Origin of the sequence: Stratiformator vulcanicus, assembly GCF_007744515.1 — a bacterium.
Taxonomy (GTDB): Bacteria; Planctomycetota; Planctomycetia; order Planctomycetales; family Planctomycetaceae; genus Stratiformator; species Stratiformator vulcanicus.
In genome coordinates this window covers 632,117-658,476 of sequence record NZ_CP036268.1, presented here as the reverse complement: position 1 = coordinate 658,476, position 26,360 = coordinate 632,117, and the positions used below count along the sequence as shown (strand labels likewise).

Below are 26,360 nucleotides of genomic sequence, written 5' to 3'. Positions count from 1 at the left end.
TCACCGCTTGGTAGAAGAATGCTGACAGCTGACAGCCGAAAGCTAACAGCTACCCTTTAAACAATCCCTCACCGGCGACGACGCCGTCTTTCATGTGAATCTGTCGCTTAGCTCGCTCGGCGACCGCGTCTTCGTGGGTCACCATAATAATGGTGCGGCCTTCGGCGTTTAGTTGTTCGAGCAATCGCAAAATGTCTTCCTCGGTCGCGGAGTCGAGGTTCCCCGTCGGTTCATCGGCGAGGATGATCTCGGGATCGTTGACCAGAGCACGTGCGATCGCCACGCGTTGCTGCTGACCGCCGGAAAGTTGGAACGGGCGGTGGTCGAGTCGCTGAGACAGCCCGACGCGTCCGGCGAGATCGATGATCCGGTCGTGGTCATCCGGAGTGACTTTGCCGCCAGACCGATACGTCAATGGGAGTTCGATATTTTCAACGACGGTATACTGCGGAATTAAATTATAGGACTGAAAGATAAACCCGATGTGGTCGTTTCGAATCGCGGAGAGTTCGTCGTCGGTTAAGAGCGAAACATCGGTGCCGCCGAGGTAATAGTGACCGGAGGTCGCCCGGTCGAGCGCCCCAAGTAGATTTAAGAGAGTACTTTTCCCGCTACCGGACGTACCCATGATGGCGACAAAATCGCCACGCGGAAATTCGAGCGTCACGCCTCGCAGCGCGTGGACCTTGACCTCGCCGAGATCGTACGTCTTTTCGAGTTGGACAACTTCGGCTGCATTCTCGGTCGTGACGAAATCGGCTGTCCCGGTCACGACTTCTTCTCCGCAGGCTCAGACTTCGATCGTTTGCCGGCAGGCGACGACTTGTCGGTATTGGCGGCCGCGGCACCCTCGGTTTTTACTTCCTGCCGCGGGCCAGCGCGCGTTCGGATTTCTGAGGGTACGTCGGCACTTTTTTGCCGCTCGACATCGGCGTTCCGCTCTTCGTCAAGCAGTTGCGAAGCGGTTTCGCGTGCGGCGACGGCGAGTTCGCTGATTTCGTCGGCGAACTGCGTTCGAGGATTCAGGATGACCCGTTCGCCCGCCTCGATCCCTTGAAGGATTTCAATTTTCGAATCGTTGACCGCCCCGACTTCAACCCCCTGGCGGACCGGGCCATCCGGCCCCAGCCGATAGATGATGTGCTCGGGACCGATGGCGACGACCGATTGCATCGGAACTTGCAAGACGTCGTCGCGTGCTTCGACGATGATCTCGACTTCGACGCTGAGCCGGGCCTTGAGTTCGACCTCCGGCGGGACTGAGGACGGATCGAGTCCGATTTCAACCTCATACTCTTTGAGGTCAGGCCGATACCAACTCGCCGCTACCGGGACACTGGAGACGTTCGTCACCGTGCCGCGAAACACATATTCGGGAAAGGCGTCGATGCGAATATCGACCGGCAGATCCTTGCTGATCAGCGTGATCATCGATTCGTGGACCCGGGCATCGACTTTCATTCGCGTGAGGTCGGGAATTTTGCAGATGATCTGTCGTTCGCGGACGGTGGTTCCCTCGCCCATTAGTTCCGAATTACTGCGATAATTTCGTTCTTGGCTGTAGACGACTTCTCCCCGCTGCGGGGCTCGCATGACGCTGGCCTCAAGTTGACGCCGAAAGTTCGCCAGTTGTTCCTGCTCAACCTCAAGCTTTAACTCGTTCGCTTCGAACTCGGCCTTAAATTGAGCGATAGCGGCCCGGGCCTGTCGTTTGACGCGGTCGAGTTCGCGGATTGATTCGGCCGCGACTTCGTCGAGTTCCTTAACCGATCGCTCGTACTCGAAATCTTCGAGAACCCGCTGCTTTTCGTCGGCTGTCTCAAGTTCGTTCTCGGCCTTGAGGACCGCAATGCGGGCGGCCTCGACTTCGCTTTGGCTCTTATAGCCTTTTCGCGACAGCCGCTTGGTGAATTCGTAGACTTCGGTCGCGCGGGTGAGTTCCTCTTGAGCGATCTGACTTTCCCCTTCCACCTCGCGCAACGACTGCAGGTATTCCCCTTCTTTATATTTTCGCAGGTCAAGCTGGGCTAACTCATAGGCGAGGTTCGCAGCCGCGAAATCGCTTTCGTTCTGCCGCTTTTGGATCTCGAGGTCTTCCTGCGATTTGGTCAGGTCTGCCTCGGCCTGCGTGACTTTGATCTGCTGTTCTTTTTCGCGTTCCCGCAGCCCGGCGACGTCGAGTTCGCACACGATGTCGCCCTCTTCGACCGGCGTCCCCTCAGGCACGATCGAAAGGATGACGGTTGAGCCTTCGACTTCGCTTCTCAACACGGAACTGTTGAGGCTGTCGAGCGTACCTTGTTCGCGAACGGTAATTCGGAACGGCTTCCGCTCGGCGGCAGCGGTCAGAAATTTTGTGTTGTCCACTCCGGACGACCATGCCGAAAGTGATGGGTTCGTCGGAAGATAATCGCGCCCCGTAAATGCCGCCGCGCCGAGCAGGGCGATTGCGAAGGTCCAAATTGCGGCGTGACGGATGCGACGCCCTGATCTGTGCTCAGCGGAATCAGTTTCCCCGGTCGAGCCGCTTCTCAAGCCCGAATGTGTCGGGGAAGAGGGGTTTCGGGCCGCCGGTTGTTCTCTGTTCGGGAGATTTCGCGATCCGATCGCGCTCGACGCGGAGCGTTGCGGTGTCGGGGGCGTTTCGACGGGAAGGCTGCTCATAACTGACGGACCGGATTGAGTCGCCGATGGGGGGCGATGTTTGTGTTGCGGCGCGCTGCACCGTATTCCACTCCGATTCGCCCTTGCGGGAATCCTCGAATCGAAGGACCGGCCGAAGGGCCGAGATGCCGCGGTCGTCGTCTTCGGCAGGTAGTTCCGGACCGGGGAGGGGTGCCGGCGGAGCCGACTCTGTTACAGGAGGGTCCGGAATGCGGAGTCCGTTCTGATAGAAAGGATCGGTCCATAACCCGCGTTCGTCAACCTGTAACGTGCCCATTGCGGAGTAGATATTCAGTCTTGCAGTCTCATACGACACCCAAATGCCGATCAAATCGTTTTGCGCACTTAACAAGTTTGATAATGCGTTCAGGATGTCCAGACCGCTCGACGGATTTTCGCCCGGCGGCGGGCTGACCAATTCGACCGTCAAATCGTACTGCAGCGCCGCGACCCGCAGTGCGTCACGTGCAACTTCGAAGTTCCGTTGAAACACCTCAATCTGCCGCCAGTTCTGGCGAATATCGGCGATTACGGAATCTGTCAACGAGATCGTGTTGCGCCGCTCCCGCTGTGCGGCGATCAGGGACGCGCGATAGTCGTTCCGCTCGTCGATCTGATCCAACGGTGTGACGAATTCGAGACCCGCCCGGAAGGTGCTATCGTCCGCCCGGAAATCGAACGGGTTATTTCCCCGGTTCTGCGACAACGGCCGGGTACGCACATCACCTTCGACGACGACGTTGACGACCCCTTTGAGCGCATTGGCAGTCAATTCCACCTGACGCCGTGCATCGACAGCCAATGCCCGTTGGTTCATCAGGTCGAACCGATTGGCCAGACCCAGCCCCAGCGACTCTTCGAGCGGGATGTCGTAAGGCACGAGTTCGATCAACTCCGTGCGGAAACCGGCCTGTGCGGCTTGAAGATTTCGTGACACCTTGAGCAGTCGGTCGAGCGCGGTGCGGACTTCGCCATAGATCTGCACGTATTGCTCGTTGGTGCGAGGTTCATCGAAGTCAATGCCCCGGAGCGCTTCCACTTCGACAGACGCTAGCTCGAGCTGCGAATTCGCCTCGTCGAACAACGTGCGGTCACCGGCGACGTTTTCTTCGACCCGCCGACGACTCGCCTCGTCCGGCAGGCTTTCTAACCGGGCTGGAAGTAGTTCCAGCACTTCTTCCATATCCGCGGAAACCAGTTCGATCCCGCTTTGGCGAACGAGTCCCCTGAGCCGGACAAGATCGCTGATCGACCGACGCAGACGCTCCGGCTCAGGAATGTCCGGGTCGATCGTGCGATAGAAATCGAAGAAACCCATGATTTGCGTTTCGACATCGGCCAACTCGTTATCGATTAATTCGAACGTCTTGAGCAGCGAATCATCGAGTGTGAGGTAGATTTCGGGCGGAAGTCCGAGTTGGATTTTGAATTGATCGAAATCGTCTTGCAACGACCTTCGTGCCGAACGCAAACGGTTGAGGTTGGACAATAACGACGATTCCAACTGCGCTACGGCGAGGACATCCTGCTCGAGCGTGTCGGCCTTCAGCACGTCAAGCTGCTGTTCGAGCCGACGAATATTGCCTTCGAGGTTTACGATTGTCTGCTTCTGGGCGAGCAATTGCAGATAACCGCCCCCCGGTCCTCCGGAGACGGTATCGACGAAGAACGTCTGTCGGAACCGGGCCAGATCGCGGGCGGAATAGAGGACGTTTCGCTCTGCCTGCGTGAGCGATTCGAGCACGACTTTGCGCCCCGCTCCCAATAGCAGCGGCTGTACGACGGAGTAGGAGAGGGCCGAGAACGTCTGCTCCTGATCGCCGGCGCCGAACAGCCAAAGGGTGTTGTTCGCCAGTTCGATGATCCACTGCCCACCCGCCGGCAAAAGCTGACTGACTCCGGCCCGGTTGTTCATCGCAACGCGGTCACGCCCCGGTTCGGGTGGCGAGACAAAGTCGATATCTCCCGACGGCGTTCCGCCGAAACCGAGAAAGCGGACATCGAATTGAAATCGTTCGAACGACAGGGCCAATGCGGTCAGATACAGGTCCTCAATCACCGACTGATAATTGCGGTTGTTCATGTAAGAGAGTTCGATCGCATCAGCGAGCGTGATCTCCCGCAGCGCCGGCAGATCGGGGTTCGCCTGCGTCAGGTCGAGACCGCCCTCCGGCGCAATCGCATTGTACGATTCGGGATCGAGCATTCCCGGTTCAACGAACGTCTCTGCCCGGGGGGTCGTTTCTTCGATCCGCGGCGGGAGAATCGGGTCAATATCGTCGAATCGCTGATCCTCTGTTGGAAGTCGTTCAATCGAGGGCGCGGGGAGCGGTAGTGTGAACTCTTCAGCGCTCGCGCCGTCATCGACCGTCTGCCCTCGCTCATCGTAGGGGTCTTCGGTATTGAACCCGCCGTCAAACTCATCATCGGACATTACGGCAGGGGCCGGTGGCGCGGCGGCGGACTCAGCGGCGACCTGTTCGAACCCCCCCGAGGACGCAGCCAACGACTCGACCCAGAACGGGTTCTCACCGTCGACCGACATTCCGATTTTGTTCCAATACTTCGACTGTTTGATTTCGCCGAAATCGCCGACCCGCTCCATGTAAATATGGGCGGCCTCATCGTCAGGTGGCGTCGGCCCGAAATCAGGGTCGTAGGGATCGAAGTTTCGACTGCGCGGGTCCGGTGTGACGTCAATGCGCGGAGGCGTCCAACGCGGATCGAGGGTCGTCTTCTCCTGAATGAGCGCGTACGACTCTTTGTCGGCATTGCGGCGCCAATAACTGCGTGAACAGCCGGAGACCGCGATCGCCGCGGAAGCGATCAGCAACATGACAATCGAAGTCAGTCGGCCGGGCGGCAAGCGTCGACCCATTGGAGGTCTCCCGGTGTGCGAAGCCTATTGGAGTTGACCAATCGCGGCTTACGGAAACGCCCCTCGTCCGGAGGCCGAACGAAGGGCGTGTTTCGAGATCGGATGACGCGGCGAACGAGTCCCGAACGATCAGGCCGCGTTGCTGCTGCGGGAATCGACGCCCGATTCGGCTCGTTCCAGTCCCGAGTTGAGTTCGGCCATCAGATCGGCAAGCTTCGTGCGTTCCTCTTCGGTCAGCCCTTCGCACAGCAGCCGGGCTTCTCGCTCATACTTGACGGAGGCGTCTTCGAGAAGCCGTCGACCGTCTTCGGTGAGCATCAAGACCCGCTTGCGGCGGTCCGCTTTCGAACGCAGGCGATAAAGCAACTGCGATGTCCGCATCCGCTCGACGAGCGTGCTGATACTCGATTCACATTGACCGAGCTTCGACGCCAAATGTGCCTGGGTGCAGCCGTGAGGGGCCGCTTCGCGAATGATCTTCAAAGCGACGAACCGTGCGTCCGAAAGCCCGAGCTCAGAGAAGCGGTTGTCGAGCAGCCCGCGGAGGCGATGGCCGACTCGCAGCAGTGTTTCGATCAAGCTGCTCGGGGCATCGGGTGCAGCCGGAACGGTCGCTTCCGGTGTAATCCGCCCGGCGATGTGCGACTCGGCGTACGCTTCTTCGGACGAATCGGCATTCAACGGATGTCCCGAGGCGGTCGGCTGCGACGGCTCCGGAGTGATGTGTTGTTGCGGAAAGGGATAGGTCGGAACCGTCGGCGTTGAGGCCGGCGTTTCCGGCCGAGCACCGTATGACGAGTGACCGGTCGGCCTTGGTTCTTGTGACGGACCGGCGTGCGGTGTCGGTGTCGGTTCCGCCGTATTCGGCGAAGACGCGGTCCGTGAGTCAGTCGGCGTCGGCCCGAACGGATACGTGCTCTGCTCCGGTTCGGATCGGTACGGTCTCGACTCTGCGGCGGACGGGTCGGTCATCAAACGTCTCCACTTCATTACGGCTCGTCACAGTCGGGTGTCGTCGCTGCGACAACCCCTCTTCCCGACTGTTTATTCGGCTGACGAGAGTTCGCGCCTGAAGCGATATTGCCGATTTCCCCGGATTTAACGGTGAAGTAATTTGGGGGACTTTGAACGATTACCGCTCGGTGGTCATCTCGGAACCACCTCTAGCGAGGCGAATCGACCAAGCACATTTGAGAAAATCGGTGCCGAGTGAGTCGGACGACCCGATAGGCGTACCGCAAAAACAGCAGAGCGCAACGAAGAAGGCGGGCCGAATTCGACCCGCCTTCGCATCATCACGCTATTGAAAATTTTACAAGGAGTTCAAAAGCGATTCGCGAATGAGAACCGCGCGGTTGCGCTCCCGTCGTGTCGTCAGAATTACTTCTTAGCGGACTTCTTCTTGGCCGCCTTCTTTTTAACGGTCTTCTTCGGAGCTTCCGGCGGATCCATTTCAATGATCTTCGCTTCGGGTGCGTTCTTCTGCAGTGAAGCGATTCCCTTCATGCAGTCTTTCTTTTCCTTGTAGCCTTCGCCCGAACTGGCGATTTGCCGGCCGTTGCTGGCCTTCAGCCGCCAACGGAACTCACCTTTTTTGTCCGAGAATACTTCAAATTTTCCAGCAGGCATCGTGCGGTCTCCCCCAAAAAGACCTCCGTGATAGTGCACCCGCGCGGGCGCTGATCGGCATAGCCTACTGAGGCCCGATCTATAGACCAACTGCTATGGCAGTCATTTGAAGCATTCCATTCAGAAAATAACGAAGCAAGATGCGTCGGGAGAGAATTCCGAACGACCGTGGAGCACTGCCAACTCTATCTGGCGATCACGTTGTCGGCAGTGATAGAATTCAATCCGTCGACGCGATCAGGAGAAGCCGATGTCTGCTACCGCCGCTACCGACTTCAGCGCCGAACTCGACGCCGACCTGGAGACCGCCTTGAGCGAAGGAAGCCTCTTTCTCGACGGCAAGGGCCGCGTGCATGAAACATTGAAACGGATTGCGACGCGGTTGGATGAGTTGAAGATCGACTATGCCGTCATCGGTGGGATGGCTCTGTTTTACCACGGGTATCGACGCTTTACCGAGGATGTCGACCTGCTCGTGACGAAAGAGGATCGACGACGAATCCACGAGGCACTTAGGGGCCGCGGATACTTGCCACCCTTCGAAATGAGTAAGCATCTTCGCGACACCCACACAAAAGTTAAAATTGAATTCATTACGAGTGGCGACTATCCAGGCGACGGTAAGCCGAAGCCGGTTGTCTTTCCCACCCCTTCTTCGGTCTCCGAAAAACGGGGCGATCTGCAGGTTGTGTCTCTGCCGAGGCTGATCGAGTTGAAGTTGGCTTCAGGAATTTCGGCTGCGGGCCGCATGCGTGACTTGGCCGACGTGCAGGAACTAATCCGATACCTGAAACTCGACCGAACATTGGCCGAAGCCCTTGATCCATACGTCCGAGCGAAATTTCTCGAACTGTGGGACGGCTATCACTCCGTGCCTGACGACGAAAGAGAAATCCGCTAACGCCCCCGCACGTTGCCCCACCATTCGACGTGCAGCCGTGGTGAGAATTGATAGCCTCGCACCGCCGCGGCTTCGATAAGCCAGTCGCTGCGATCGGCGAGTTCGTCTTCCGACCGAGCCTGCGGCATCAAATAGACGTGCTCCCTCTTAGCGCTCGGGTGCTGCGTCAACCAATGTTCGACGTCGTCGAGATCGGTCGGTTGATCGACAACGAACTTCAATTGGTACCCGTAGTCGGAAATGAAGCGTGTAATTACGTCGGGCCGGTTGCGGATTCGATCGTGCCGGTCCGACCAGCGCCGCCGCAGCTTTGCGTCTTGTTCGACCGGACGATCTCGATGCGGGTTCGAGTTTTCCAGCTTCGGGCTGATTGACATCAGGTCGGCTGCGACGTCTCGATCAACCGTCCCGGCGGTCTCGATTGTGATGTGTCGACCGGCTTCGCTCAGGGCTTTCGTCAGTGGGACGACATCAGGCTGCAACAGCGGTTCGCCGCCGGTGACGACAACGTGCTCGCACTCAAATGAGAGGGCTTTGTCCAACACGGATTGCCACTCTTCGTGCCACCCTTCGGGGTTCCACGACGTGTAAGGCGTATCGCAAAACCAGCAGCGAAGGTTGCAGCCGCTCGTGCGAACGAACACGGAAGGCGTCCCCGCGAGGCCGCCTTCACCTTGTATCGAATGGAAGATTTCGGAGACGAACATATCAGCGGTCAATCGACGTACGGCGTCGGATCGGGGACGCCGGCGCTCTCGAAGCCTCGCCGTCGAAGGATACACGAATCACAATGTCCGCAGGCGCGCCCTGTTTTGTCCGGGTCGTAGCAACTGTGCGTCAGCGAGAAATCGACCCCCAATGCCACGCCCTCGCGGATGATCTCCGCTTTCGTCAGTTCGATCAGCGGAGTGTGGATATTCCAGTGGGCCGATCCTTCGACGCCTGACTTCGTAGCGAGGTTCGCCGTTTGCTCAAACGCCTGAATGAACTCCGTTCGGCAGTCGGGGTAGCCGCTATAATCGACGGCGTTGACACCAATAAAGATGTCGGACGCGTCGAGCGACTCGGCCCATCCGAGGGCTAATGATAAGAAAACGGTATTGCGAGCCGGGACGTAGGTGATCGGGATGCCTGCCTCCATCTCGTCATCGGCGCGGTCTTTCGGCACATCGATATCGGCAGTCAGTGCTGAGCCGCCGAACGCACGGAGGTCGAGCGACAGCGTGACATGTCGCGATGCCCCCATTGACCGGCAGACTTTCTCGGCCGCTTCAAGTTCAAAGCGGTGTCGCTGCCCGTAATCGAACGACAGAGCAAAGACATCGAAGCCGGCTTGTTTCGCCATCGCCAGCACGGTCGCCGAATCGAGCCCGCCACTGACCAGCACGACGGCGCGGTGACCGTTCATCGAGCCCGGTTCAAATTTCTCGTCTGCCATGCTCATCTGCCATCACTGCTCAATAATCTAAAACTGACATTCAATGCCGAAAGACGAAGTGCGAGCGCCGCAGTGTATCGCCGTCACCGGGATTCGGGTTGAGGCGATTGGGGCGGACAACTAGAACGCCGCGGATTCAATGGTCACCCCGACCCGCATCGACCATTGAGTTACCCGTTTGACCCACACCGGAGGAGGCTCCCCGTGCGCCCTCTCGGCCCCGCCGTTTGCTGCGCTGTCCTGATTCTGACCACCTGCGTATCGGGCTGCAATCAGCTCAATGCGTGGGCGCTCAACGAATCGGGCAAAGCCCATTATTCGTCCGGCAATTATATTGCCGCGCGCGATGAATTCCGTCGCGCCGCCGTGGACGATCCCGCGAACGTCGATTATCTGCACAACGTTGCTTCCGCCAGCCAAAAGCTTGGCGACAAGTCCGGAGCCGAAGCCTTTTACCGACAGGCTTTGTCAAAGGACCCGAAGCATCAGCCATCGTATCACGGACTCGCGTCGACGCTGGCGGACCAGGGTCGAATGAACGAAGCGGTTGATTTGGTCCATTCATGGCGATCGGCCGACCCGTCGTCACCGCAGCCGCTGATCGAAATGGCTTGGCTGCAACAGCAGATGGGCGACATCACCGGGGCCGAGGCAACGCTGCGCCAGGCAGTCGCAATCCGCCCGAATCATCCGATCGCGTTGGCACAGCTCGGGGGTTTGTACGAAGACACCGGCAGGCCCGCACAAGCGGCCTCGCTCTATCGACAATCGTTGGCGTATGACTGGAATCAGCCCGCCGTGATGGCCCGCCTGAACGGGGTCAAAACGGGCGTCTCCTCACAAATGGCCTCGAGCCGACCCGTGCAGTATGTCACGGCCCCACCGGCGACTTGGAACGCGCTCAACGGAACGGGGGCTGGAAAAGCAGTCGAGAATTTGCCCCCGCCGGCCACTCCGAGCGGCCCGATCGCCGACCGCCCCGAAATCACGCCGACTGGCGGAACGTTTAACGGAGGCGCGTACCAAGTTCCGCCTACGAATCCCGAGGCGCCCCGCCAGATGTTCGGCCCCGGTCTCGAGTTCGGACCGACGGTTGTCCCGTTCGAAAATGGTAGCGCCGCCCCGATCCGTCGATAGCGGCACCGGCAAACCGCCTTGCGAATGCGGCTGACCACCGAAGTTTCGGGCGAGAACGACGCACCGGTGGTCGGGTTGCTTCTCTCTTTGCCGAAGTCCCTTTATCCTGTCGATATTGGCGATCCGAAGCGCGAGCGAACCGCGCGCCCCGATCGACCGTTCGATGCGTTCTCGACTGAATTTGGACTGAGGGATCGAAATGCCCCGCGTGCTGATTAGTGACAAACTCTCTCCCGCCGGAATCGAAATTCTGGAGAAGACCCCGGGCATTGAGGTCGTCGTCAATACGGACCTCTCGCCCGAGCAGGTTCGCGAAGAGTTGAAAAACTTCGACGGCATCATCATTCGCAGCGGGACGAAGCTGACCGCCGAAGTCCTCGATGGACAGCCCCGGCTTAAAGCGGTCGCCCGGGCCGGTGTGGGTGTCGACAATGTCGATCTGCCGACGGCGACCCGTCAGGGCATCGTCGTGATGAACACCCCGGCGGGGAATACGATCAGCACGGCGGAGCAAACCCTCGCGCTGATGTACGCGATGAGCCGCAACACGGTTCCCGCAGCCACGACGATGAAAGGCGGCGGCTGGGACCGCAAGAAGTTCACCGGCTCGCAAATGGCGGGCAAGACGCTCGGAATTATCGGATTGGGCCGGATCGGCCTTGCGGTGGCGAAGCGAGCCATCGCGATGGAAATGAACGTGATCGGCTACGATCCGTTCCTCACGGCAGAAAAGGCCGCCGAGCATGGGATCGAATTCTGCTCCAACGTCGCGGACCTCGTGCCGCAGGCTGACTACATCACGGTCCACACGCCGCTGACCGACGAGACCCGCGGCTTGATCGATGCCGAAATGCTTGAGAAAGCCAAGCCGGGCGTCCGGCTGGTCAACTGCGCTCGTGGTGGAATCATCGATGAAGATGCTCTCGCCGATGCCCTGGAGAGCGGCAAGGTCGCCGCCGCGGCGCTTGACGTGTTTACGTCGGAACCGCCGCCGGAAGACTTCCGATTACGCACCATCGACAATGCTCTGTTGACGCCTCACTTAGGGGCCTCAACCGACGAAGCGCAGGAACTGGTTGCCTTGGAAGCGGCCGAACTGATGGTCGGCTATCTCACCCGCGGCGAGATTCGGCAAGCGGTCAATACCGCGGCGGTCTCCGGCGCGGAGATGGCGGACACGAAGGTGTACCTCGAACTGGGCTACCGCCTCGGATTGCTGATCGCCCAACTCAACAAGGGCCGCAATATGAAGCGGGCCACGCTGACATATCGCGGCGAAGCCGCGTCCAAGAAGTACAAGCTGATCACAAGCGCATTCGCCTGCGGTTTGCTCAAGGATGCCCTGCAGGACCCGGTCAATATCGTCAATGCCGACATGCTCGCGCGGGAACGCGGCATCGAGTTGGTCGAGACGAGCCGCAAAGACCCGGGTGACTTCGCGACCCGCGTCGGCGTGACCGTTGAAACCGATCAGGGCGAGTTGAGCGCCGATGGTACGATGCTCGGTCGCCAGTACCTGCGATTGATCCGGCTCGGTGACTTTACGCTCGATTCGTTTCTCGACGGGACATTGCTGATTTATCACCACCGAGACGTACCGGGGCTGATCGGGTTCGTTGGCTCCGTCCTCGGCAAGCACGATGTCAACATCGCTAATATGTCGCTGGGTCGGAAACAGGCAACGCCGGGCGGTGACAGTGTTGCGATCCTGAATGTCGACAGCGCACCGCCGGCCGAAGCGGTCAAGGAGATCGGCGAACATGCCGAAGTGACCGGCGTCCAAGTCGTTAAGCTCCCGCCTCACGGCGAAGAAATTCCCGGAGTAACCAGTTGATTTGTGCCGACGTACAGAATTTTTGACCCAAATCTTGTGTCGACGCGTACAATCGGGTACGCCATTGTTCAGATACGTTCACCCCCTATCCCGCGGCGAAGTCGTCGTGCGGTCCGCCCAACGCACTTTCATCGGATTGATTGATGACAGTTCGCCGTCACGGTTTCACGCTTGTCGAATTACTCGTGGTGATCGCTATCATCGCACTCTTGGTCTCTTTGCTGCTCCCGGCAGTGATGAGTGCGAGAGAATCTGCCCGCAAGACGCAGTGCCAGAACAACATTCGCCAAATCGCCTTGGCCCATCACCAGTATGTGGGTTCCTGGAATGTCTTCCCGCCGGGTTGGGTCGAAAACTTATTCCCTGTGGATGACGGCTCCGGCAGCGCGATGGTCCAGATGGTCGCACCGTTTCAGGTCGCGACATTCGGCGAGCCGGTGATGTATCAAGCCCAGCCGGTGGTGTTACAGAGCCCCTCAGACACGCGAAACCGGGATGTCTCACAATTTTGGGGCTGGCACGCATCGATCCTGCCCGAGATGGGTCAGCAGAACACCCAGAACCTGATCAATTACGCGATCCCCTACTACCAGGACCGCTTCACTGCTTCAAACCGGCAAGCCATGCGCTTCAAAATGGAGAGCTATGTCTGCCCGAGCGCCGCTCTGTCGATGTCTCCGATTGCGCCGAACGATTTCGGCTATTCGAACTATATCGGAAGCGCCGGCCAACGAATTAACGACGTCGATGGCGACGGTAACCCCGATTACGAAGGGGGCATTTTCGGTCAGAACAGCGCGACGCAGTTCCGGGACATCAGTGACGGTGAAACCAATACCGTGCTGCTGGCCGAATCACTCGTCGGATTCTGGGGAGACGGTTACAACTGCTGCGGAAGCTTTTCGCAAGGCGGCGGATCTCAGATCACGTATCCGGGCTCGGGACAGACGGCATTCAGCTTCGGCTCCTGGCACCAGAACGTGATCATTGTCGCCCTGGGCGATGCTTCGGTACGCCCGATGAACGTGAACATGGATCGAAACGTCTGGCGGCGACTGCTCGTTCGCAACGACGGCGAACAGGTCCAGTTCTAAAGGCCATTGCCTCCTGAAGTCGGCTATTCCCAACAGACCTGGGATACCAAAATCCTATTCTGACCGAAGCTCACGCTCGATCCTGGCTTCGTCGTACTCGACTCTGACGAGGTAGAGACCCTCGGCTGACGCGGTGGCGCCGGCCAGCGCCCGATCGCCTGAGGCGATGAGTCGGCTGACATGATCCGGGCCCTGCTTTCCGATCCCGACGTCGACCAGGGTCCCGGCAATCGCCCGGACCATATTGTAGAGGAAGCCGTTGCCGGTGACCTCGATCGCCAAGAGCATCGGCTCGAGATCGGCGGGCCGCGATTGATCGTCAAGGTCGGAGGTCTGCCAGATATCAGCCATCGGCAGCCGGGCCACGCGACAGCGGTAGATCGTCCGCACCGTATCGGAGCGTGGCGAGCCCTGTGTTTCAAAGCACCGGAAGTCATGCGTCCCTTCGAGTAGCGCAGCCGCCTCGCTCATTTGCTCAGCGTCGACCCGTCGGCGTTCCTGCCATGCGCGACAACGCAATAGCGGGTGTCGGCTTCGCGATAAGTAGATGAGATAGCGATACGTTTTTCGCTCCGCCCAATACGAGGAGTGGAAGGCGAGCGGCACCTGATCGGCCGCGAGTACGCTGATGTCATCGGGCAGATGCTGATTGAGTCCCGGCTGAAACGCCTTTAATGGCAGCGTTCCGGCAAAGCGAAAGTTGGCCACTTGGCCGATCGCGTGTACCCCGGCATCGGTGCGACCGGAGGAGAAGACCGACACCCGCTCGCCGGCTAACTCGAAGACCGCCGTCTCAACAGCCTGCTGAATCGTCGGCTGATCGGGCTGCACCTGCCACCCGGCGTAGTTGGTGCCATCGTAGGCGAGGCGAATGCGGATGTTTCGCACGGCATCAACCGGCAGTCGCATCTGCGAGACTGGCCCCGGATGCGTTCTGAATCAGTACCGTCGGTTGCAAGGCTTCATCCGGAATGGGAAGCGCATTCTCACGCAGCATTTCGACGTGATCTCTCATTCCATGGCGAGCCCGATAGAGACAGTCCTCAATTGAATGTCCCACGCCGGTAAAGCCTTCCAGATCTGGGGAATAAAAGCTGAAAAACTCCGGGTCGATCGTTGCTTCGACGATCAGGCTGTAGGGCAAATTCAGCATCGTATTCTTCCGATATTCTTCTCTATTTCAGTCCGGCCGCTTTGAGAATCGCATTGCATGTGCCGGTTGGCACCTGCTTAGAGCCATGATAGTCGACCCGAATCAGCTTTTCCCAATCCTCTTTGCCATAGTATCGCACGGACCCTTTTTCTTTGACGATTCGAAAGCCTTCTCGCTCCAGCATTCGGACGAGTTCGTTGAACGACATGGTTCGCACTTCCCTTATGAGTCAAGCCGCTCGCGCCATCGACCGATCTGCTCCGTCACGGGCTCCTTTCCCCCTGAGCCGTAGCTCACCAGGGCTGCCATTGCGTTCTTTGTCCCGAGCACCTTCCGCACATCTTCGTCAATGAGATCGCAGGCGGACTGCAGTTGCTCGAGCGAGAGGTCGCTCAGTGTGCAGCCGCGATTCTCGCATTCGGCGACGAGTTTGCCGACGGTCTCGTGCCCGGTCCGCATCGGCACGCCCTTTTTGATGAGGTACTCCATGAGTGCGGTCGCGTCCAGGAAGCCCTCTTCGAGCCGGGCGGCGATCGCGTCGCGATTGAGCGCCGCGCCGGAGATCATTCCGGGCATCAATTCCAGGCAGGCCGCGATCGTATCGTAGGCATCGAAAAGGGCGATCTTGTCTTCTTGCAGATCGCGGTTGTAGGCCATCGGCAGGCCCTTGAGCAGCACCAGCATTTGCGGGACGGCTGCGATCACGCGGGCCGTCTTGCCGCGGATGAGTTCGAGCACATCGGGATTCCGCTTCTGCGGCATGATACTGCTGCCGGTCGTGTAGGACTCCGGTAGCGAGAGGAACCCGAATTCGGTGCTGAACCACAGAATCCATTCTTCGGCCAGTCCTGACAGATGGACCGCGATGAGAGACAAGTTCTGCACGAACTCGATCTGGTAATCGCGATCACTGGAAACGTCCAGACTGTTCGCCGCCGGTTCGCTGAACCCGAGCAATTCAGCGGTTTGGTGACGATCGATCGGCAGGCTTGAACCGGCCAACGCGGCAGCCCCGAGGGGTGAGAGATTGACCCGCTTGCGACCGTCGGCAAGGCGTTCCCGGTCACGCTGAAACTTCTCGCAATAGGCAAGCCAATAATGAGGGGCAAGCACAGGCATCGCCCGCTGCAGATGCGTGTAGCCCGGCAGGATGACATCTTGATCGCCCTCGCAACGTTCGACGAACGCCCGCTGCACGTCCGCCAGCAACCCGTCAATACGATCGATCGCCTCGCGGACGAACAGCTTCATATCGGTGGCAACCTGATCGTTTCGGCTGCGCCCCGTATGCAGTTTACGGCCGACATCACCGAGTCGGTCGATCAGGGCCCGCTCAATGTGCATGTGGATGTCCTCGAGCGACGCGGAGAAGGGCATCTCCCCCCGTTCGATTTCACCCAAGATCTCGTCGAGCGCCCCGCAGATCTGGTCCCGCTCTTCGTTCGAGATTAGGCCGACCTCAGCGAGCATTGTCGCGTGTGCCTGTGATCCCTGGACGTCATACGGGGCTAGCCGGGCGTCGAAACTGATGGATTCCGTAAACATCTCCACCTGCGCGTCGCTCTCGCCGGAAAATCTTCCACCCCATGCCTTTGCAGCCATTTTGCTCTCCTGATTCGGTCGCCCAGAGTATGCGATTGCGGAGCCGACGTGGCAACGACGCAACAAATCCTTGCGAACGGTCGGGGGGACTCGCTAACGTGGGACGACTGGGTCAACGAGGTTGAGCTGGCGGATTCGAGGGGTCGAGTACGCTGCTCTTGTGAGGGGGAGATTGAAGTGTTGGGTCAAATTGCGCAACCGGTCCGGCTGCGAGAAGTCGCTGCCGCACTTGTGATTGCGATTGCGATGCCGTGGATGTCGACATTTTCGTTGGCCGCCGAGTCGAACGCGGAAAACTCTTTTTCGGGGATCGCGATCACTCCGGGGCCGCGAGCCGATCTGATGCCGTTGCAGGTTGATCAGAGCGAGCCGCTCCGCGTTGCTTACGCGGACGGGACAGCCGAAGACGGGCTCGTTCCGCCCCCTTCCGATCCGGAACCGTCTTATTCGAGTTTTGGTTGCGGAGGCGGAGCGTGCGGTATTGATTACGAAACCGCCTATCGCAGCGTGCGGTTCCGTCGATCGGAGTACCTCGCCAACCCTTCTTACCGTCACGAAGCGGCAATGGAGATCATGTTCGGCCAGTTGCGGCCAATGACGATCAACAAGCACGTTGAGTCTGTCGCTCCGTCGACCGTCGCCGAAGTTCCCGCCTATGTGCCGCCGTTCGTGTATGACCGCTATCAAGGGCTGCGACCGACATTCATGGGACCTGTTCCCGCCTTCGCAGGACCACTCGGACCGTATCGACTCGACGGGTCGAGCCGTCCGGTGTTGCCGATTCGGCCATTCTGAACTCGGCCGATCACCTCTATTCACTCCGTTCCGCGAAACGGCTTCGCAAACGGCCCGAAATCGGGTCGTTCGCATTGAATCCGCAGACTAGAGAGTCTGCGTTGAGGTTTTCGGCGGCCGATAGAGGGTTAAAGGCAACGCAGCTTGCCCTGTTTTCACATGGGGCACGTTCGAGGAACGGTGCCGCCGGGCCGGTCAAACGCAACACGTTGACACCCTCGACCGACCGACACTAGAGTCCGGACCGGACAGCGGAATACCGCTGCCAAACCCAGCAAAATGCCGGTCCGGATTGATGAACCCCTTCGCCCGCACAATTTTCAGTTTCGCCGCCGGCATTTTTATGCTGTGGGCTGCGAATGCGATTGCCAGCGACGGGCCATCACTCGGCCTTCCCATTAAGTCCGAGTCATCCGGCGAAGCCTCCCGGCGGCATCCGACCGCATTCTTCGTGACCCCGGGCGTCATGCAGCGTTTTCGGACCGGTCAGGTACGTGCGGGCCTCGGGGGCGTGCCTTCAGTGAAGACCGCGGATCCTGCGGTTAGCGAAGATTCAGAATCGCAGACTCAGGATATCGAGGGGGTGTTACAAACCCCGCCCGATGAAACGAAGATCGAGAAACGCGATTGGCAGTATCTCGTGATTCATCATACCGCGACCGTCCGAGGCAGTGTCGCTACGATCGATGCCGCGCACCGTCGTCGGGTCGACTCGGATGGCAACCCTTGGCGTGGTATCGGCTATCACTTCGTGATCGGCAACGGGCGCGGCGAGGACGACGGAGAAGTACTGCCGACCTTTCGCTGGAAAGAGCAACTCGCCGGAGCCCACGCCGGAAGCAAGAAGTTCAATAACCTCGGAATCGGCATCGCGCTGGTCGGCAACTTCGAGCAGGAACTTCCGACCGAGCGGCAGACGTCGGCGCTGCGAAAATTGATCGCCGAACTCGTCGACGAATTCGATATTCCGCCCTCGGCGGTCATGACTCACGGACAGATTCGCGCCACGAAGTGCCCCGGACGCTTCTTCGACCTGCGCGACGTGATGCCTGCGAAAGCCTCCCCGTAAGCAATTTGGAACCCACCCATGAATGATCGCCGCTACAACTGGTCGACGGATACGTCCGACTCGCTGGCTAAATTGCTCGGCACGGCGACTTCCAACATCTTTGATCTGTGGCTCGATCGCGCGGGGTATCCCGTCGAAACGGCGACTGGTGCCGATGCCGCTAACAGCACGCTGAGCCCAACGGGTCGTCGGACCGAACTGTGGGTGCCCGAGGGATATGAGAATCGATACGCGTATCCGCTCTTAGTCTGGTTTCATGACGACGAACAATCGGAACGGATCGTTCATCAGGTGATGCCGACGCTGAGCGATCGGAACTATCTCGGACTCGGATTGCGCGGAGATTTCATCTCGGGCAACGGTTTCTCCTGGAGCTCCAACGTCAACGACCGTGAGCGGCTTAAAGATGATACGCTCGAGATCGCACGCAACATGAGGCGGGAGTATCACGTACACAGCGAGCGGGTCTTTCTCGCCGGGATCGGCAGCGGTGCCGACGTCGCGCTGGAAGTCTTCCTCTCACGACCCGAAGCCTACGGCGGCGTCGCGGCGTTCAACGGCTCGTTCCGCACGTTTTCAAATGAAGCGGTCGGGGGGCTGTCACTTGAAGACCACCGGATTCTGCTTGCCCGCTCAGGCGTCACGAACCTTGCGTCGATTGCGACGATGGCGTCCGTCTCGCGAAAGCTGTCGGAACGCGGAGCCGACGTCCATATCGAGACCTTCGCTTCAGAGGAAGGGTCCGGGCTTTCTGGCGAAGCCCTCTCGGGCCTGAACCACTGGCTGATGGGTGGTATTTTCTCGGCGGTGTAAATGGCCATCGTGCGCCGGGAAAACAAGCCGCACTTCCTGAGAAGTGCGGACCGAACACGGGGCGAGGCGGCAAAGTGTTCTCGCGATGTGTCCCCACGCTCGATCCGCGGCTCGCAGGAGCCTCGGCTTATTAGAAATGCGATGCACTACGGGGCTGAGTCGGTTTCTTCGTTTTCATCCACGGTGTCCTGCGGGTAGATCAGTACGCGGTCGTGGATCAGCAGGATCAAATCGTTTCGACCATCGCCCGTGACATCGGCGATCAGCGTTTCGCGCGGTTCGAGTTCGAAGCCGGTTTCGTTGCGAAAGCTCTTTTCCTGATAGAGCTGCCAATGGAGTGCGCTGCGGGGCCCGGTTTCCGGGTCGTAGTCGAGCAGTTCCACAACGTGTGAGCGGCCATCAAGCAGCACGACGTCGGCGAAGCCATCGTGATTGAGATCACCGGCAACCGAATCGAGCAAGAACGTCTGCTCGACCTTCGTCTCGAACACGGCAAGCTGGTCGAGCATCGGGGTCGATTGTCCCGAGTACAGGACGGCGATTCGCCCCCGACCGAACAGCACGAGGTCGTCGCGACGGTCCGAATCAAGATCGGCCACATGGCACGACACATAATTGAGCCGACCGGTTTCGATCTCCCGCCAAGGGCGAAACAGGCTGCCCTCGCGCCGGAGCACGCGCAATTTGTTGACGCCCGAATCGATCAGCACGACCTCGCGCTCTCCGTCCGCATCGAGGTCGATCGAAGTTGCGCCGACAATCCGCGCGTTCGATTCACCCGCGTTGTATTGATCGACGACTCGCCAACGCGACTGATCGCTCAACGTCAGACTGCGGGCGAAGTTTTCCCGAGCGGCGAGGACGGCCGGTCGATCGCCGATCTCGCCGAAGGAAATTCCACCCGGTGTCGTCGCACCCAACCCAAGCCCGGCCGATTCGTCGATTTTGCTTAGTTGACCGTCAGCTTCCGTCAAAAACGTCTCGGCAGCTCGGCCGCGTCCGGGAAAGAACAAGAAGTCGAGTCGATCGTCGCCGTTGAGATCGCGGGCAAACATGCGATCGGGTTCACCGGTCAGCTTCAAACCGTCGGTAATCGGCTCACGGGTCCAGCCGGTCAGGCTCTTGGCGAACAGGGCGAGATCATATCCCTCTTTGCGATAATCTTCGGGCTTGAGCAATGCGACGAACTTGCCGTCGGAGGCGTCGATCGCCAAGGCGGTCGGCTCATCGCCATCTCCATCGGCCAGTCGGATCGGTTGCGGAAACGTAAGGCGACCGTCGACATATTTGCTGATCGCCACCGCGCCCTCTTTGGCACTCAGGACAACGACGTCGTCGGAACCGTCCCGATCGAAGTCGGAGCAACTGACCTGTTCGACGCCGAGCAGCCCGGGAAAGGTCGACCCCAAATCGAGCCCGCCCGAAGCTTTCTGCAGGAAGACGATCATCTGAGCCGCCTCCGGATCGGTCACAATGACGTCGGTGCGTCCGTCGCCGTTGAAGTCGCCGAAGCCGATGCCCCGATTGATCCGGGCATTCTGGTCCCCGAAGCCGTACCGGATCAGCGTATCGGCCTTTGCCGGGCCTGCGGCGGTGTCACGTTCGCCGGGGCGGAGTTTCCATGCCGACCAACGGCCCGTCGAAGAGTCGATCGTCATGACCTCAGAGCCGCCGGTTTGGTCGAGATCAGCCAAGGTAACGGAACGCGGTTCCTGGACGTCGTAGCGAATCTCCGGGCCGAGTTCACCGTCAAGGTTTTGCAGTCGGAAGCATAAGAATTTTTCATCGCCGTCAGATGCGGTGTAGCAGAGATCGATGAGCTCGTCGCCGTTCAAGTCGGCGGCCTGAGCCAGTCCGAGATCATCAGCGGTATTGAGTAGTTCCGTCGGTGATTCCAGACCGCCTTTTTCGTCGACTCCAATGACGAACGTCTTCTGCTTACCGATCACGCACGATTCGTCGCGGCCGTCATTGTCAAAATCGCCTGTGGCGAGAATCAGGCCCGCAGCGGGAAGATCGGGAAGTCGAATCGTCAGCGAATCGCTGAATCGTTCGACCGGCGTGTTCGCCTCTGGCTTGGCGAGGTGCATGACGAGACGATCGGGAGAGCCGACGTAGGCAATGTCGGCGTGACCGTCGGCATTGAAGTCTCCGGTCGCGAGCGAAATGACCTCGCGATCGACCGGCAGCTTGACGTGTTCGAATAACGATGAGGGGGAGAATTCGTTGACGCCGCGCGAGACCGAAGTCTCTTGATCGGCTTTCTCCGGGTCTCGCTGTCTCAACAGGTCAAGTCGATTATTGCTGTTGTCGGCCAGCAACAGATCAATTCGCCCGTCGCCGTCGAGATCGGCCGCGCGGAGGTCACTCGATCGCTCGGTCAAAATGACCGGCTCAATGGCACCGAACCCGTAGTGCCCGGCGAGCCGGTTCTCTTCAGCCGGGACGACACCGGCCAGTCCAAGCGTGATCGCCGCAACGAGCGAACCTTGCGCCACGCGGAGGGGACTATCGAAATGCATCAAGGACGAACTCATGAAGGTGACCGCTGCTTTCGACTGGAGACCGCATCTGCGGAAATCCATGGGCGACCGGTCGTATTCGAGCGATCGCGAAAATTCTTGTAACAGCCTCGCCGCATTCCCGCTCACTGAGTGTGCGGGCCTTAATACTCCCGACAAAACGTCGGGGGAGCAATTATGGAAGGATGTAGAGACGATGTCGACGGAATTGGAAGTTCAGCCACAACGCACGGAATTCGACAGCTCAAAGTTCGATAGCGCAAAGGCAGACGCCTTTGCCGAGCGAATGGTCGATTGGCTCAACGGGGGCGCGCTGGCGCTGATGATCTCGGTCGGCCACCGCACCGGCCTGTTCGACGCGCTACGCGGAAAGGCTGCGTTGACGAGCAGCGAGCTAGCGTCCGCGGCCGGACTCAATGAGCGGTACGTGCGAGAGTGGCTTGGTGCGATGGCGACGGGCGGAATCGTCGAATTTGATGACGAGTTGACGGAGCTGCCGACCACAAACGCCGACGTTCGCTATCGGCTGCCCGATGAGCACGCGGCTGTTCTGACCCGAGCCGCCGGGGCCGACAATCTCGCGGTCACAGCTCAATTCTTGCCCATCCTCGCAGCCGTCGAGGACAGCATTGTGCATTGCTTTCACCAAGGAGGAGGCGTGCCGTATTCGTCCTATCCTCGCTTTCACGAAGTGATGGCCGAAGAGAGTGCGAACTCCGTTGTCGGTGCCTTGGGGCAGCACATTCTGCCGCTAGTCGATGGTTTGACCGAACAGTTCGAACGCGGGATCAGCGTGCTCGACGTCGGATGCGGGCGCGGACTGGCGATGCTGGCTTTGGCCGAACGTTACCCGCGAAGCACCTTCATCGGCTTTGACTTAAGCGATGCAGCCGTCGCTGCTGCGAATTTGCAGGCGAGTTCGTCCGGGCTGAGGAATGTTCGCTTTGAAATGCGTGACCTGAGTGACTTTCACAACGATGCCGCAGTCGACCGTCGACGATTCAACCTCGTCACGGCGTTCGACGCGATCCACGATCAAGCGCGGCCCGATCACGTTCTGATCGGCATTCAAAAGTCTTTGGCACCGGGCGGGCGATTCCTCATGCAGGATATTCGTGGGTCGAGCTGCGTGCATTGCAACACGGAGCACCCGATCGCGCCATTCCTCTACACGATCTCGTGCCTGCACTGCATGACGGTTTCGCTCGCCCAAGGCGGGATGGGGCTCGGGGCAATGTGGGGGCGGGAGAAGGCGCTCGAAATGCTCCATGAAGCCGGTTTCACCAAGGTGACCGTTCATGAACTTCCGCACGATATTCAGAACTACTTTTACACGGCCGAACAATAAGCAGGGGCATCGTGAATCGACGAGAGATTGAGCCGTCCTGAGCATCGTTATTGCTTGGCAAACCGATTCGAATAGAAGCGATTTCAATACCAGCCAGAGGCGCAAGCCGATGGTCGATCAAACGGCGATTTTCCCGACGGCTTGCGCCTCGGGCTGGTATGACACAAAAATTAAACGGCTTCTATTTGTCCGGGAGTGAAGGCGGAGGCGAGTCCTTACTCTCAGCGTAAACGACATATCGATCGGTTCTCGCAAGCACGGTCTTGCCGATGGGAGGATCGCGTTCCACGGGGAGTGCCGCGAAGACCAACTTGTCCTCTCGAGTGTTGACAACCTCCTCGGCCGTCAATACGGGACGGTCGAGGAGGTACTGCAGTTGAATCACTTCGCGCCAAGGTAGTCCTCGGCTGACAAGCAACGTCTGATCGTCTGACGGGTGCTCGATCTGATCCATCAGACGCTCAAGTTCCTGCATGGATTGCGTCAGTTCGATGCGTTGCGGGACATCCCGGGCGATCCAATGACCGAACCCGATCGCGAGATGCAGCACCGCGCATCCCACGAGAACCGGGACGCGATATCTTGGGATCAACAACCACAGGATGTCGCTACGAGCCCAACAGGCCGCAAGCAGGCCGATCATCGGGAGCATAAACCGACCACCACCATCGAACGGCCAAATCAGATGCAGCGCGAGATACGGCGGCAGAGTCCAAGCGAAAACATCACCGCGACGAGCGAGCGACCACCATCCTTGGGACAAGCAAAACGCCCAGACCAAATAAAAACACAGAAGCGGAAAGCCCCACCATTGGCTCGGGTCGTTATCAGCCTTGAAGAGACCGGGGATCAACATCTGCCAAATTTCTTGAGAGCGCCACGTGATTCCGTCGGCCACTGCCGTCGCGAATCTGCCCGGAGAAGTCACGGTGTCGATTAAGTATTCTGCGTACGACTTACGAACTTCACCCGGCTGCGATCGCTCGTAAGCCATGACCCCGAGTTCCGCACCGACCGCCGCGAGAACGAGGCAAAATGATGCGGCAACCGGCCCCCAAAGTCGGGCCCGCCGGGTATCACCCTCCGACACGTTGCCCGAGTTTCGATTGCGACGCAGCATCGGCCTCAGACCGTCGAAATAGGCAACGGCAAACGCAATGCCCGCAACACAGATCGCTCCCGCAGGCCGAATCAAAACGAGGGCCGCTGCAAGAGTTACCGCCACGGCCCATATCCAGATATCGCCTGCACCCCGCTGCCTCCTCGCCGTCGCGACGACGTTAACCAAGGCCATCAGCACGAACATGAACGCGATTTCGCTCAGGAAATGCTGCCAGCCGATCTTGAGCATTACGGACGAACCGACCAGCAGCGTGACCGGACCGGCCAGATCGGGCAGCATTCGTTTCGCCCAACGAAAAGTCTGATGCAGAAAACCGACGAACAATCCCCAATGCACTAATGAGATGAGCAGAAAGGGGAACTCGCTCGTCAGAAAACAGGGGGCGATTACAAGCGGATAGCCGGGGTTGTAAAAGAGCCGCTGACTGCCGAGATTCGCCGCCGGCCCGCCCTCCGCGATCGAGCGGGCGATCGACAGATAGCACAGGGCGTCATTCGTGGGCTGAAACGTCCAACTGAGCTCGATTAAGCCGAACAACGCCGGGATTCCTACGACGATCCAACTGTTCGAGATCAGTTTTTGGAACCGCGATCGGGGCTCACTTGGAGCATCTGAACCAGCCGCATCATCGGTGGTCTCGGGCACGCTCATTGTTGGAGGCTTGATTCAGGAACTGCCCGCAGAGGTCAACCATTACCGCTCTTGTCCCAGTTCGAACCGTTTCGGCTTTCGTGGCCCTTAGACGCTCGGGAACAATCCAGTCGCGTGCAACGTGAGGATATAGGCAATGATCTCGACAATTTGCACGATCATGATCATTCCGCCGAGCTTGAGGAACTCCGGCCAGCCAACGGTGACGCCCCCTTCTTTCTTCAAGGTGTAGAGCGCGATCACGCAACTGATCGAACCGATCGGCGTGCCGTTGCCACCCAGGTTGCAAGCCAGGATCAGCGTCCACCACAGCGGCTCGTCCGGAATCGGAGGTTTGCCATCGCCCGATTCTGAATTCTCTGTTTCGGCGTCGGCGTCGGCGTCGGCCTCAGTTTCAGACTCCGGATCGGTGTCCGTCGCTTCCTTTTCGAGGATCGCCCCTTTGAGGAATAAATCATCCCCTTCTTCAGGCGAGATCTGCTGCACGATCGGGATCAGTGTCGCGGCGACGGGAATGTTGTCGACGATCGCGCTGGCAAAGGCGGCGAAGATTGTCAGCAGCGGCACGAGGAGATAGACGTTCCCACCCGAAATCGCGACGACCTGCTTCGCCAGCCATGAGAGAGCCCCCGTCGCCTTCACACACCCGATGACGAGAAACAGCCCGAGGAAGAACAGGATCACGGTCCAGTTGACTTTATTGATCGTGTCTTCGACCGATTTTCCGGCGAAGAACAGCGCCGCGGTGCCACCCGCCATCGCGACGAAATCGACGCCGATCCCGAAGGCGTTTGCACTGGCGAAGCCGACGACCGTCGCGGTGAGAATGATTCCGCTGCGAACGAGCACCCAGCGATCGTCGACCATTGCCCAAGGGTCGAACTCCTGAATCTTCGCATCGAGTGCGGCAATCTCTTCGGGAGTTTGCGTCCACGCGATTTCATTGCGGAACGCGAACCGGAGCAGGCCGAGCGCCGTCAACATGCTGATGACGGCGAAGGGGAGTGAAACTTCCAGAAATTGAATGTAGGGAATGTTAGCCGCAGTCCCGATCATGATGTTCGGCAGGCCGCTGGCGAATGTCGCGATCGCACCACTGTTTGCGCAAATCGCGACCGACAGCAGGAACGGCTTCGGGTTGTAGTCGAGCGAGCGGCAGATCACGAACACGAGCGAGCCAAGGATAAGCATCGCCGGCACGATCGTGAGGACGGCCACGAAGACGAACGTCAAACCGCAGATCGCGAAATACAGCGTCGAAGCTTTCCCCCCCGTGGCGCGAACGATCCGCATCGCGAGCAGATGGAACAGACCGCTTCGGCCGATCACGTCGACCAAAATCCCCGTCCCGACGATCACGCCGAAAATATTGAGGTCGTGCTCCAGTATCTTGTAGATTTGCTCGTACTCGAACAGGCCGAGAAAAATCGCGAGCAACACCAGCAGGGCCGCTCCCGCCAGCGCCGCGACGGTCTTGTGCAGTTGATCGACGGCGACACCGACATAGGTGAACAACATCCCGATCGCGAAGGTCAGCATCACCCAAGGCTGACCGACGAGCGAAGAGGTCGCCGCTTCGGTGGCGGCGGCTTCGGCGGCGAACAGGTACAGCATCATTTCTCTTTTCCGGCGAAATGTCGGATGGAGTGCAGAAGTTACAGATGATTCTGCCTAGAATCTACTTACGCGCTTGGCTGCTTCGATCGAAA

22 protein-coding genes are annotated in these 26,360 nt (G+C 59.2%); 8 read left to right on the top strand and 14 right to left on the bottom strand.

Features of this window, described 5'->3' with window-relative positions; genetic code table 11:
- Window positions 1-49: 49 nt before the first annotated feature.
- The 5 genes from Pan189_RS02410 to Pan189_RS02390 form a co-directional block, all read right to left on the bottom strand.
- A complete protein-coding gene (locus tag Pan189_RS02410; protein WP_145362371.1) occupies window positions 50-772 on the bottom strand; it encodes an ABC transporter ATP-binding protein in 723 nt (240 codons plus the stop codon).
- Window positions 769-2,367 (bottom strand): efflux RND transporter periplasmic adaptor subunit, encoded by a 1,599-nt coding sequence (locus Pan189_RS02405; protein WP_310820981.1) that lies wholly within the window; start codon window positions 2,365-2,367, stop codon window positions 769-771. The genes Pan189_RS02410 and Pan189_RS02405 overlap by 4 nt, the downstream gene beginning before the upstream one ends.
- Window positions 2,368-2,506: 139 nt before the next feature.
- Window positions 2,507-5,542: a TolC family protein gene (locus Pan189_RS02400; RefSeq protein ID WP_145362369.1), complete on the bottom strand. Its 3,036-nt coding sequence runs from the start codon at window positions 5,540-5,542 to the stop codon at window positions 2,507-2,509.
- A gap of 129 nt (window positions 5,543-5,671) precedes the next feature.
- The gene (locus tag Pan189_RS02395; protein WP_310820980.1) at window positions 5,672-6,514 is read right to left on the bottom strand and encodes a MarR family winged helix-turn-helix transcriptional regulator; all 843 of its coding nucleotides are present in this window, start codon (window positions 6,512-6,514) and stop codon (window positions 5,672-5,674) included.
- A gap of 408 nt (window positions 6,515-6,922) precedes the next feature.
- Window positions 6,923-7,171, bottom strand: a complete 249-nt coding sequence (locus Pan189_RS02390; protein WP_145362367.1) for a YegP family protein — start codon at window positions 7,169-7,171, stop codon at window positions 6,923-6,925.
- 250 nt (window positions 7,172-7,421) lie between these two features.
- Here Pan189_RS02390 and Pan189_RS02385 point away from each other — a divergent pair, with 250 nt between their 5' ends.
- Window positions 7,422-8,072, top strand: a complete 651-nt coding sequence (locus Pan189_RS02385; RefSeq protein WP_145362366.1) for a nucleotidyltransferase family protein — start codon at window positions 7,422-7,424, stop codon at window positions 8,070-8,072.
- Here Pan189_RS02385 and Pan189_RS02380 read toward each other — a convergent pair.
- Both Pan189_RS02380 and queC read right to left on the bottom strand, forming a co-directional pair.
- The gene (locus Pan189_RS02380) at window positions 8,069-8,779 is read right to left on the bottom strand and encodes a 7-carboxy-7-deazaguanine synthase QueE (protein ID WP_145362365.1); all 711 of its coding nucleotides are present in this window, start codon (window positions 8,777-8,779) and stop codon (window positions 8,069-8,071) included. The genes Pan189_RS02385 and Pan189_RS02380 overlap by 4 nt on opposite strands.
- Before the next feature lie 8 nt (window positions 8,780-8,787).
- Window positions 8,788-9,510 carry a 7-cyano-7-deazaguanine synthase QueC gene (gene queC / locus Pan189_RS02375; protein WP_375154899.1) on the bottom strand — a complete coding sequence of 241 codons (723 nt, stop codon included), beginning with the start codon at window positions 9,508-9,510 and terminating at the stop codon, window positions 8,788-8,790.
- A gap of 204 nt (window positions 9,511-9,714) precedes the next feature.
- On the opposite strand from queC, the gene Pan189_RS02370 reads away from it, so the two are divergent.
- The 3 genes from Pan189_RS02370 (at window position 9,715) to Pan189_RS02360 (ending at window position 13,575) form a co-directional block, all read left to right on the top strand.
- Window positions 9,715-10,647, top strand: a complete 933-nt coding sequence (locus Pan189_RS02370; protein ID WP_310820978.1) for a tetratricopeptide repeat protein — start codon at window positions 9,715-9,717, stop codon at window positions 10,645-10,647.
- 199 nt (window positions 10,648-10,846) lie between these two features.
- Window positions 10,847-12,481: a phosphoglycerate dehydrogenase gene (serA, locus tag Pan189_RS02365; protein ID WP_145362363.1), complete on the top strand. Its 1,635-nt coding sequence runs from the start codon at window positions 10,847-10,849 to the stop codon at window positions 12,479-12,481.
- A 143-nt stretch (window positions 12,482-12,624) separates the two neighbouring features.
- Window positions 12,625-13,575, top strand: coding sequence for a DUF1559 family PulG-like putative transporter (locus Pan189_RS02360; RefSeq protein WP_145362362.1), 951 nt, complete (start codon window positions 12,625-12,627; stop codon window positions 13,573-13,575).
- A gap of 54 nt (window positions 13,576-13,629) precedes the next feature.
- Here Pan189_RS02360 and truA read toward each other — a convergent pair whose 3' ends face one another.
- Genes truA through argH form a run of 4 tightly spaced genes read right to left on the bottom strand, consistent with a single transcriptional unit; the run spans window position 13,630 to window position 16,330 of the window.
- Window positions 13,630-14,484, bottom strand: coding sequence for a tRNA pseudouridine(38-40) synthase TruA (truA, locus tag Pan189_RS02355; RefSeq protein WP_145362361.1), 855 nt, complete (start codon window positions 14,482-14,484; stop codon window positions 13,630-13,632).
- A complete protein-coding gene (locus tag Pan189_RS02350) occupies window positions 14,468-14,728 on the bottom strand; it encodes a type II toxin-antitoxin system HicB family antitoxin (RefSeq protein WP_145362360.1) in 261 nt (86 codons plus the stop codon). The genes truA and Pan189_RS02350 overlap by 17 nt, the downstream gene beginning before the upstream one ends.
- Before the next feature lie 22 nt (window positions 14,729-14,750).
- A complete protein-coding gene (locus tag Pan189_RS02345) occupies window positions 14,751-14,936 on the bottom strand; it encodes a type II toxin-antitoxin system HicA family toxin (protein WP_145362359.1) in 186 nt (61 codons plus the stop codon).
- A gap of 14 nt (window positions 14,937-14,950) precedes the next feature.
- Window positions 14,951-16,330, bottom strand: a complete 1,380-nt coding sequence (gene argH / locus Pan189_RS02340) for an argininosuccinate lyase (protein ID WP_145362358.1) — start codon at window positions 16,328-16,330, stop codon at window positions 14,951-14,953.
- 177 nt (window positions 16,331-16,507) lie between these two features.
- Here argH and Pan189_RS02335 point away from each other — a divergent pair, with 177 nt between their 5' ends.
- From Pan189_RS02335 to Pan189_RS02325, 3 genes are all read left to right on the top strand, one after another.
- Window positions 16,508-17,125, top strand: coding sequence for a hypothetical protein (locus Pan189_RS02335; RefSeq protein WP_145362357.1), 618 nt, complete (start codon window positions 16,508-16,510; stop codon window positions 17,123-17,125).
- 295 nt (window positions 17,126-17,420) lie between these two features.
- On the top strand, window positions 17,421-18,194 hold the full coding sequence (locus tag Pan189_RS02330; protein WP_145362356.1) for a peptidoglycan recognition protein family protein: 774 nt from the start codon (window positions 17,421-17,423) through the stop codon (window positions 18,192-18,194).
- Between the two features lie 18 nt (window positions 18,195-18,212).
- Window positions 18,213-19,007 (top strand): alpha/beta hydrolase, encoded by a 795-nt coding sequence (locus tag Pan189_RS02325; protein WP_145362355.1) that lies wholly within the window; start codon window positions 18,213-18,215, stop codon window positions 19,005-19,007.
- Between the two features lie 146 nt (window positions 19,008-19,153).
- Here Pan189_RS02325 and Pan189_RS02320 read toward each other — a convergent pair whose 3' ends face one another.
- The gene (locus Pan189_RS02320; protein ID WP_310820976.1) at window positions 19,154-21,529 is read right to left on the bottom strand and encodes an FG-GAP repeat domain-containing protein; all 2,376 of its coding nucleotides are present in this window, start codon (window positions 21,527-21,529) and stop codon (window positions 19,154-19,156) included.
- A 196-nt stretch (window positions 21,530-21,725) separates the two neighbouring features.
- Between Pan189_RS02320 and Pan189_RS02315 the strand changes: the two genes are divergently transcribed.
- A complete protein-coding gene (locus Pan189_RS02315) occupies window positions 21,726-22,877 on the top strand; it encodes a class I SAM-dependent methyltransferase (RefSeq protein ID WP_145362353.1) in 1,152 nt (383 codons plus the stop codon).
- Between the two features lie 181 nt (window positions 22,878-23,058).
- Here the strand turns inward: Pan189_RS02315 and Pan189_RS02310 are convergent, their stop codons facing one another.
- Entirely contained in the window at window positions 23,059-24,651 is a 1,593-nt protein-coding gene (locus Pan189_RS02310) for a hypothetical protein (protein ID WP_145362352.1), read from the bottom strand.
- An 87-nt stretch (window positions 24,652-24,738) separates the two neighbouring features.
- Window positions 24,739-26,268, bottom strand: a complete 1,530-nt coding sequence (locus tag Pan189_RS02305) for an ArsB/NhaD family transporter (RefSeq protein ID WP_310820975.1) — start codon at window positions 26,266-26,268, stop codon at window positions 24,739-24,741.
- Window positions 26,269-26,360 lie beyond the last annotated feature (92 nt).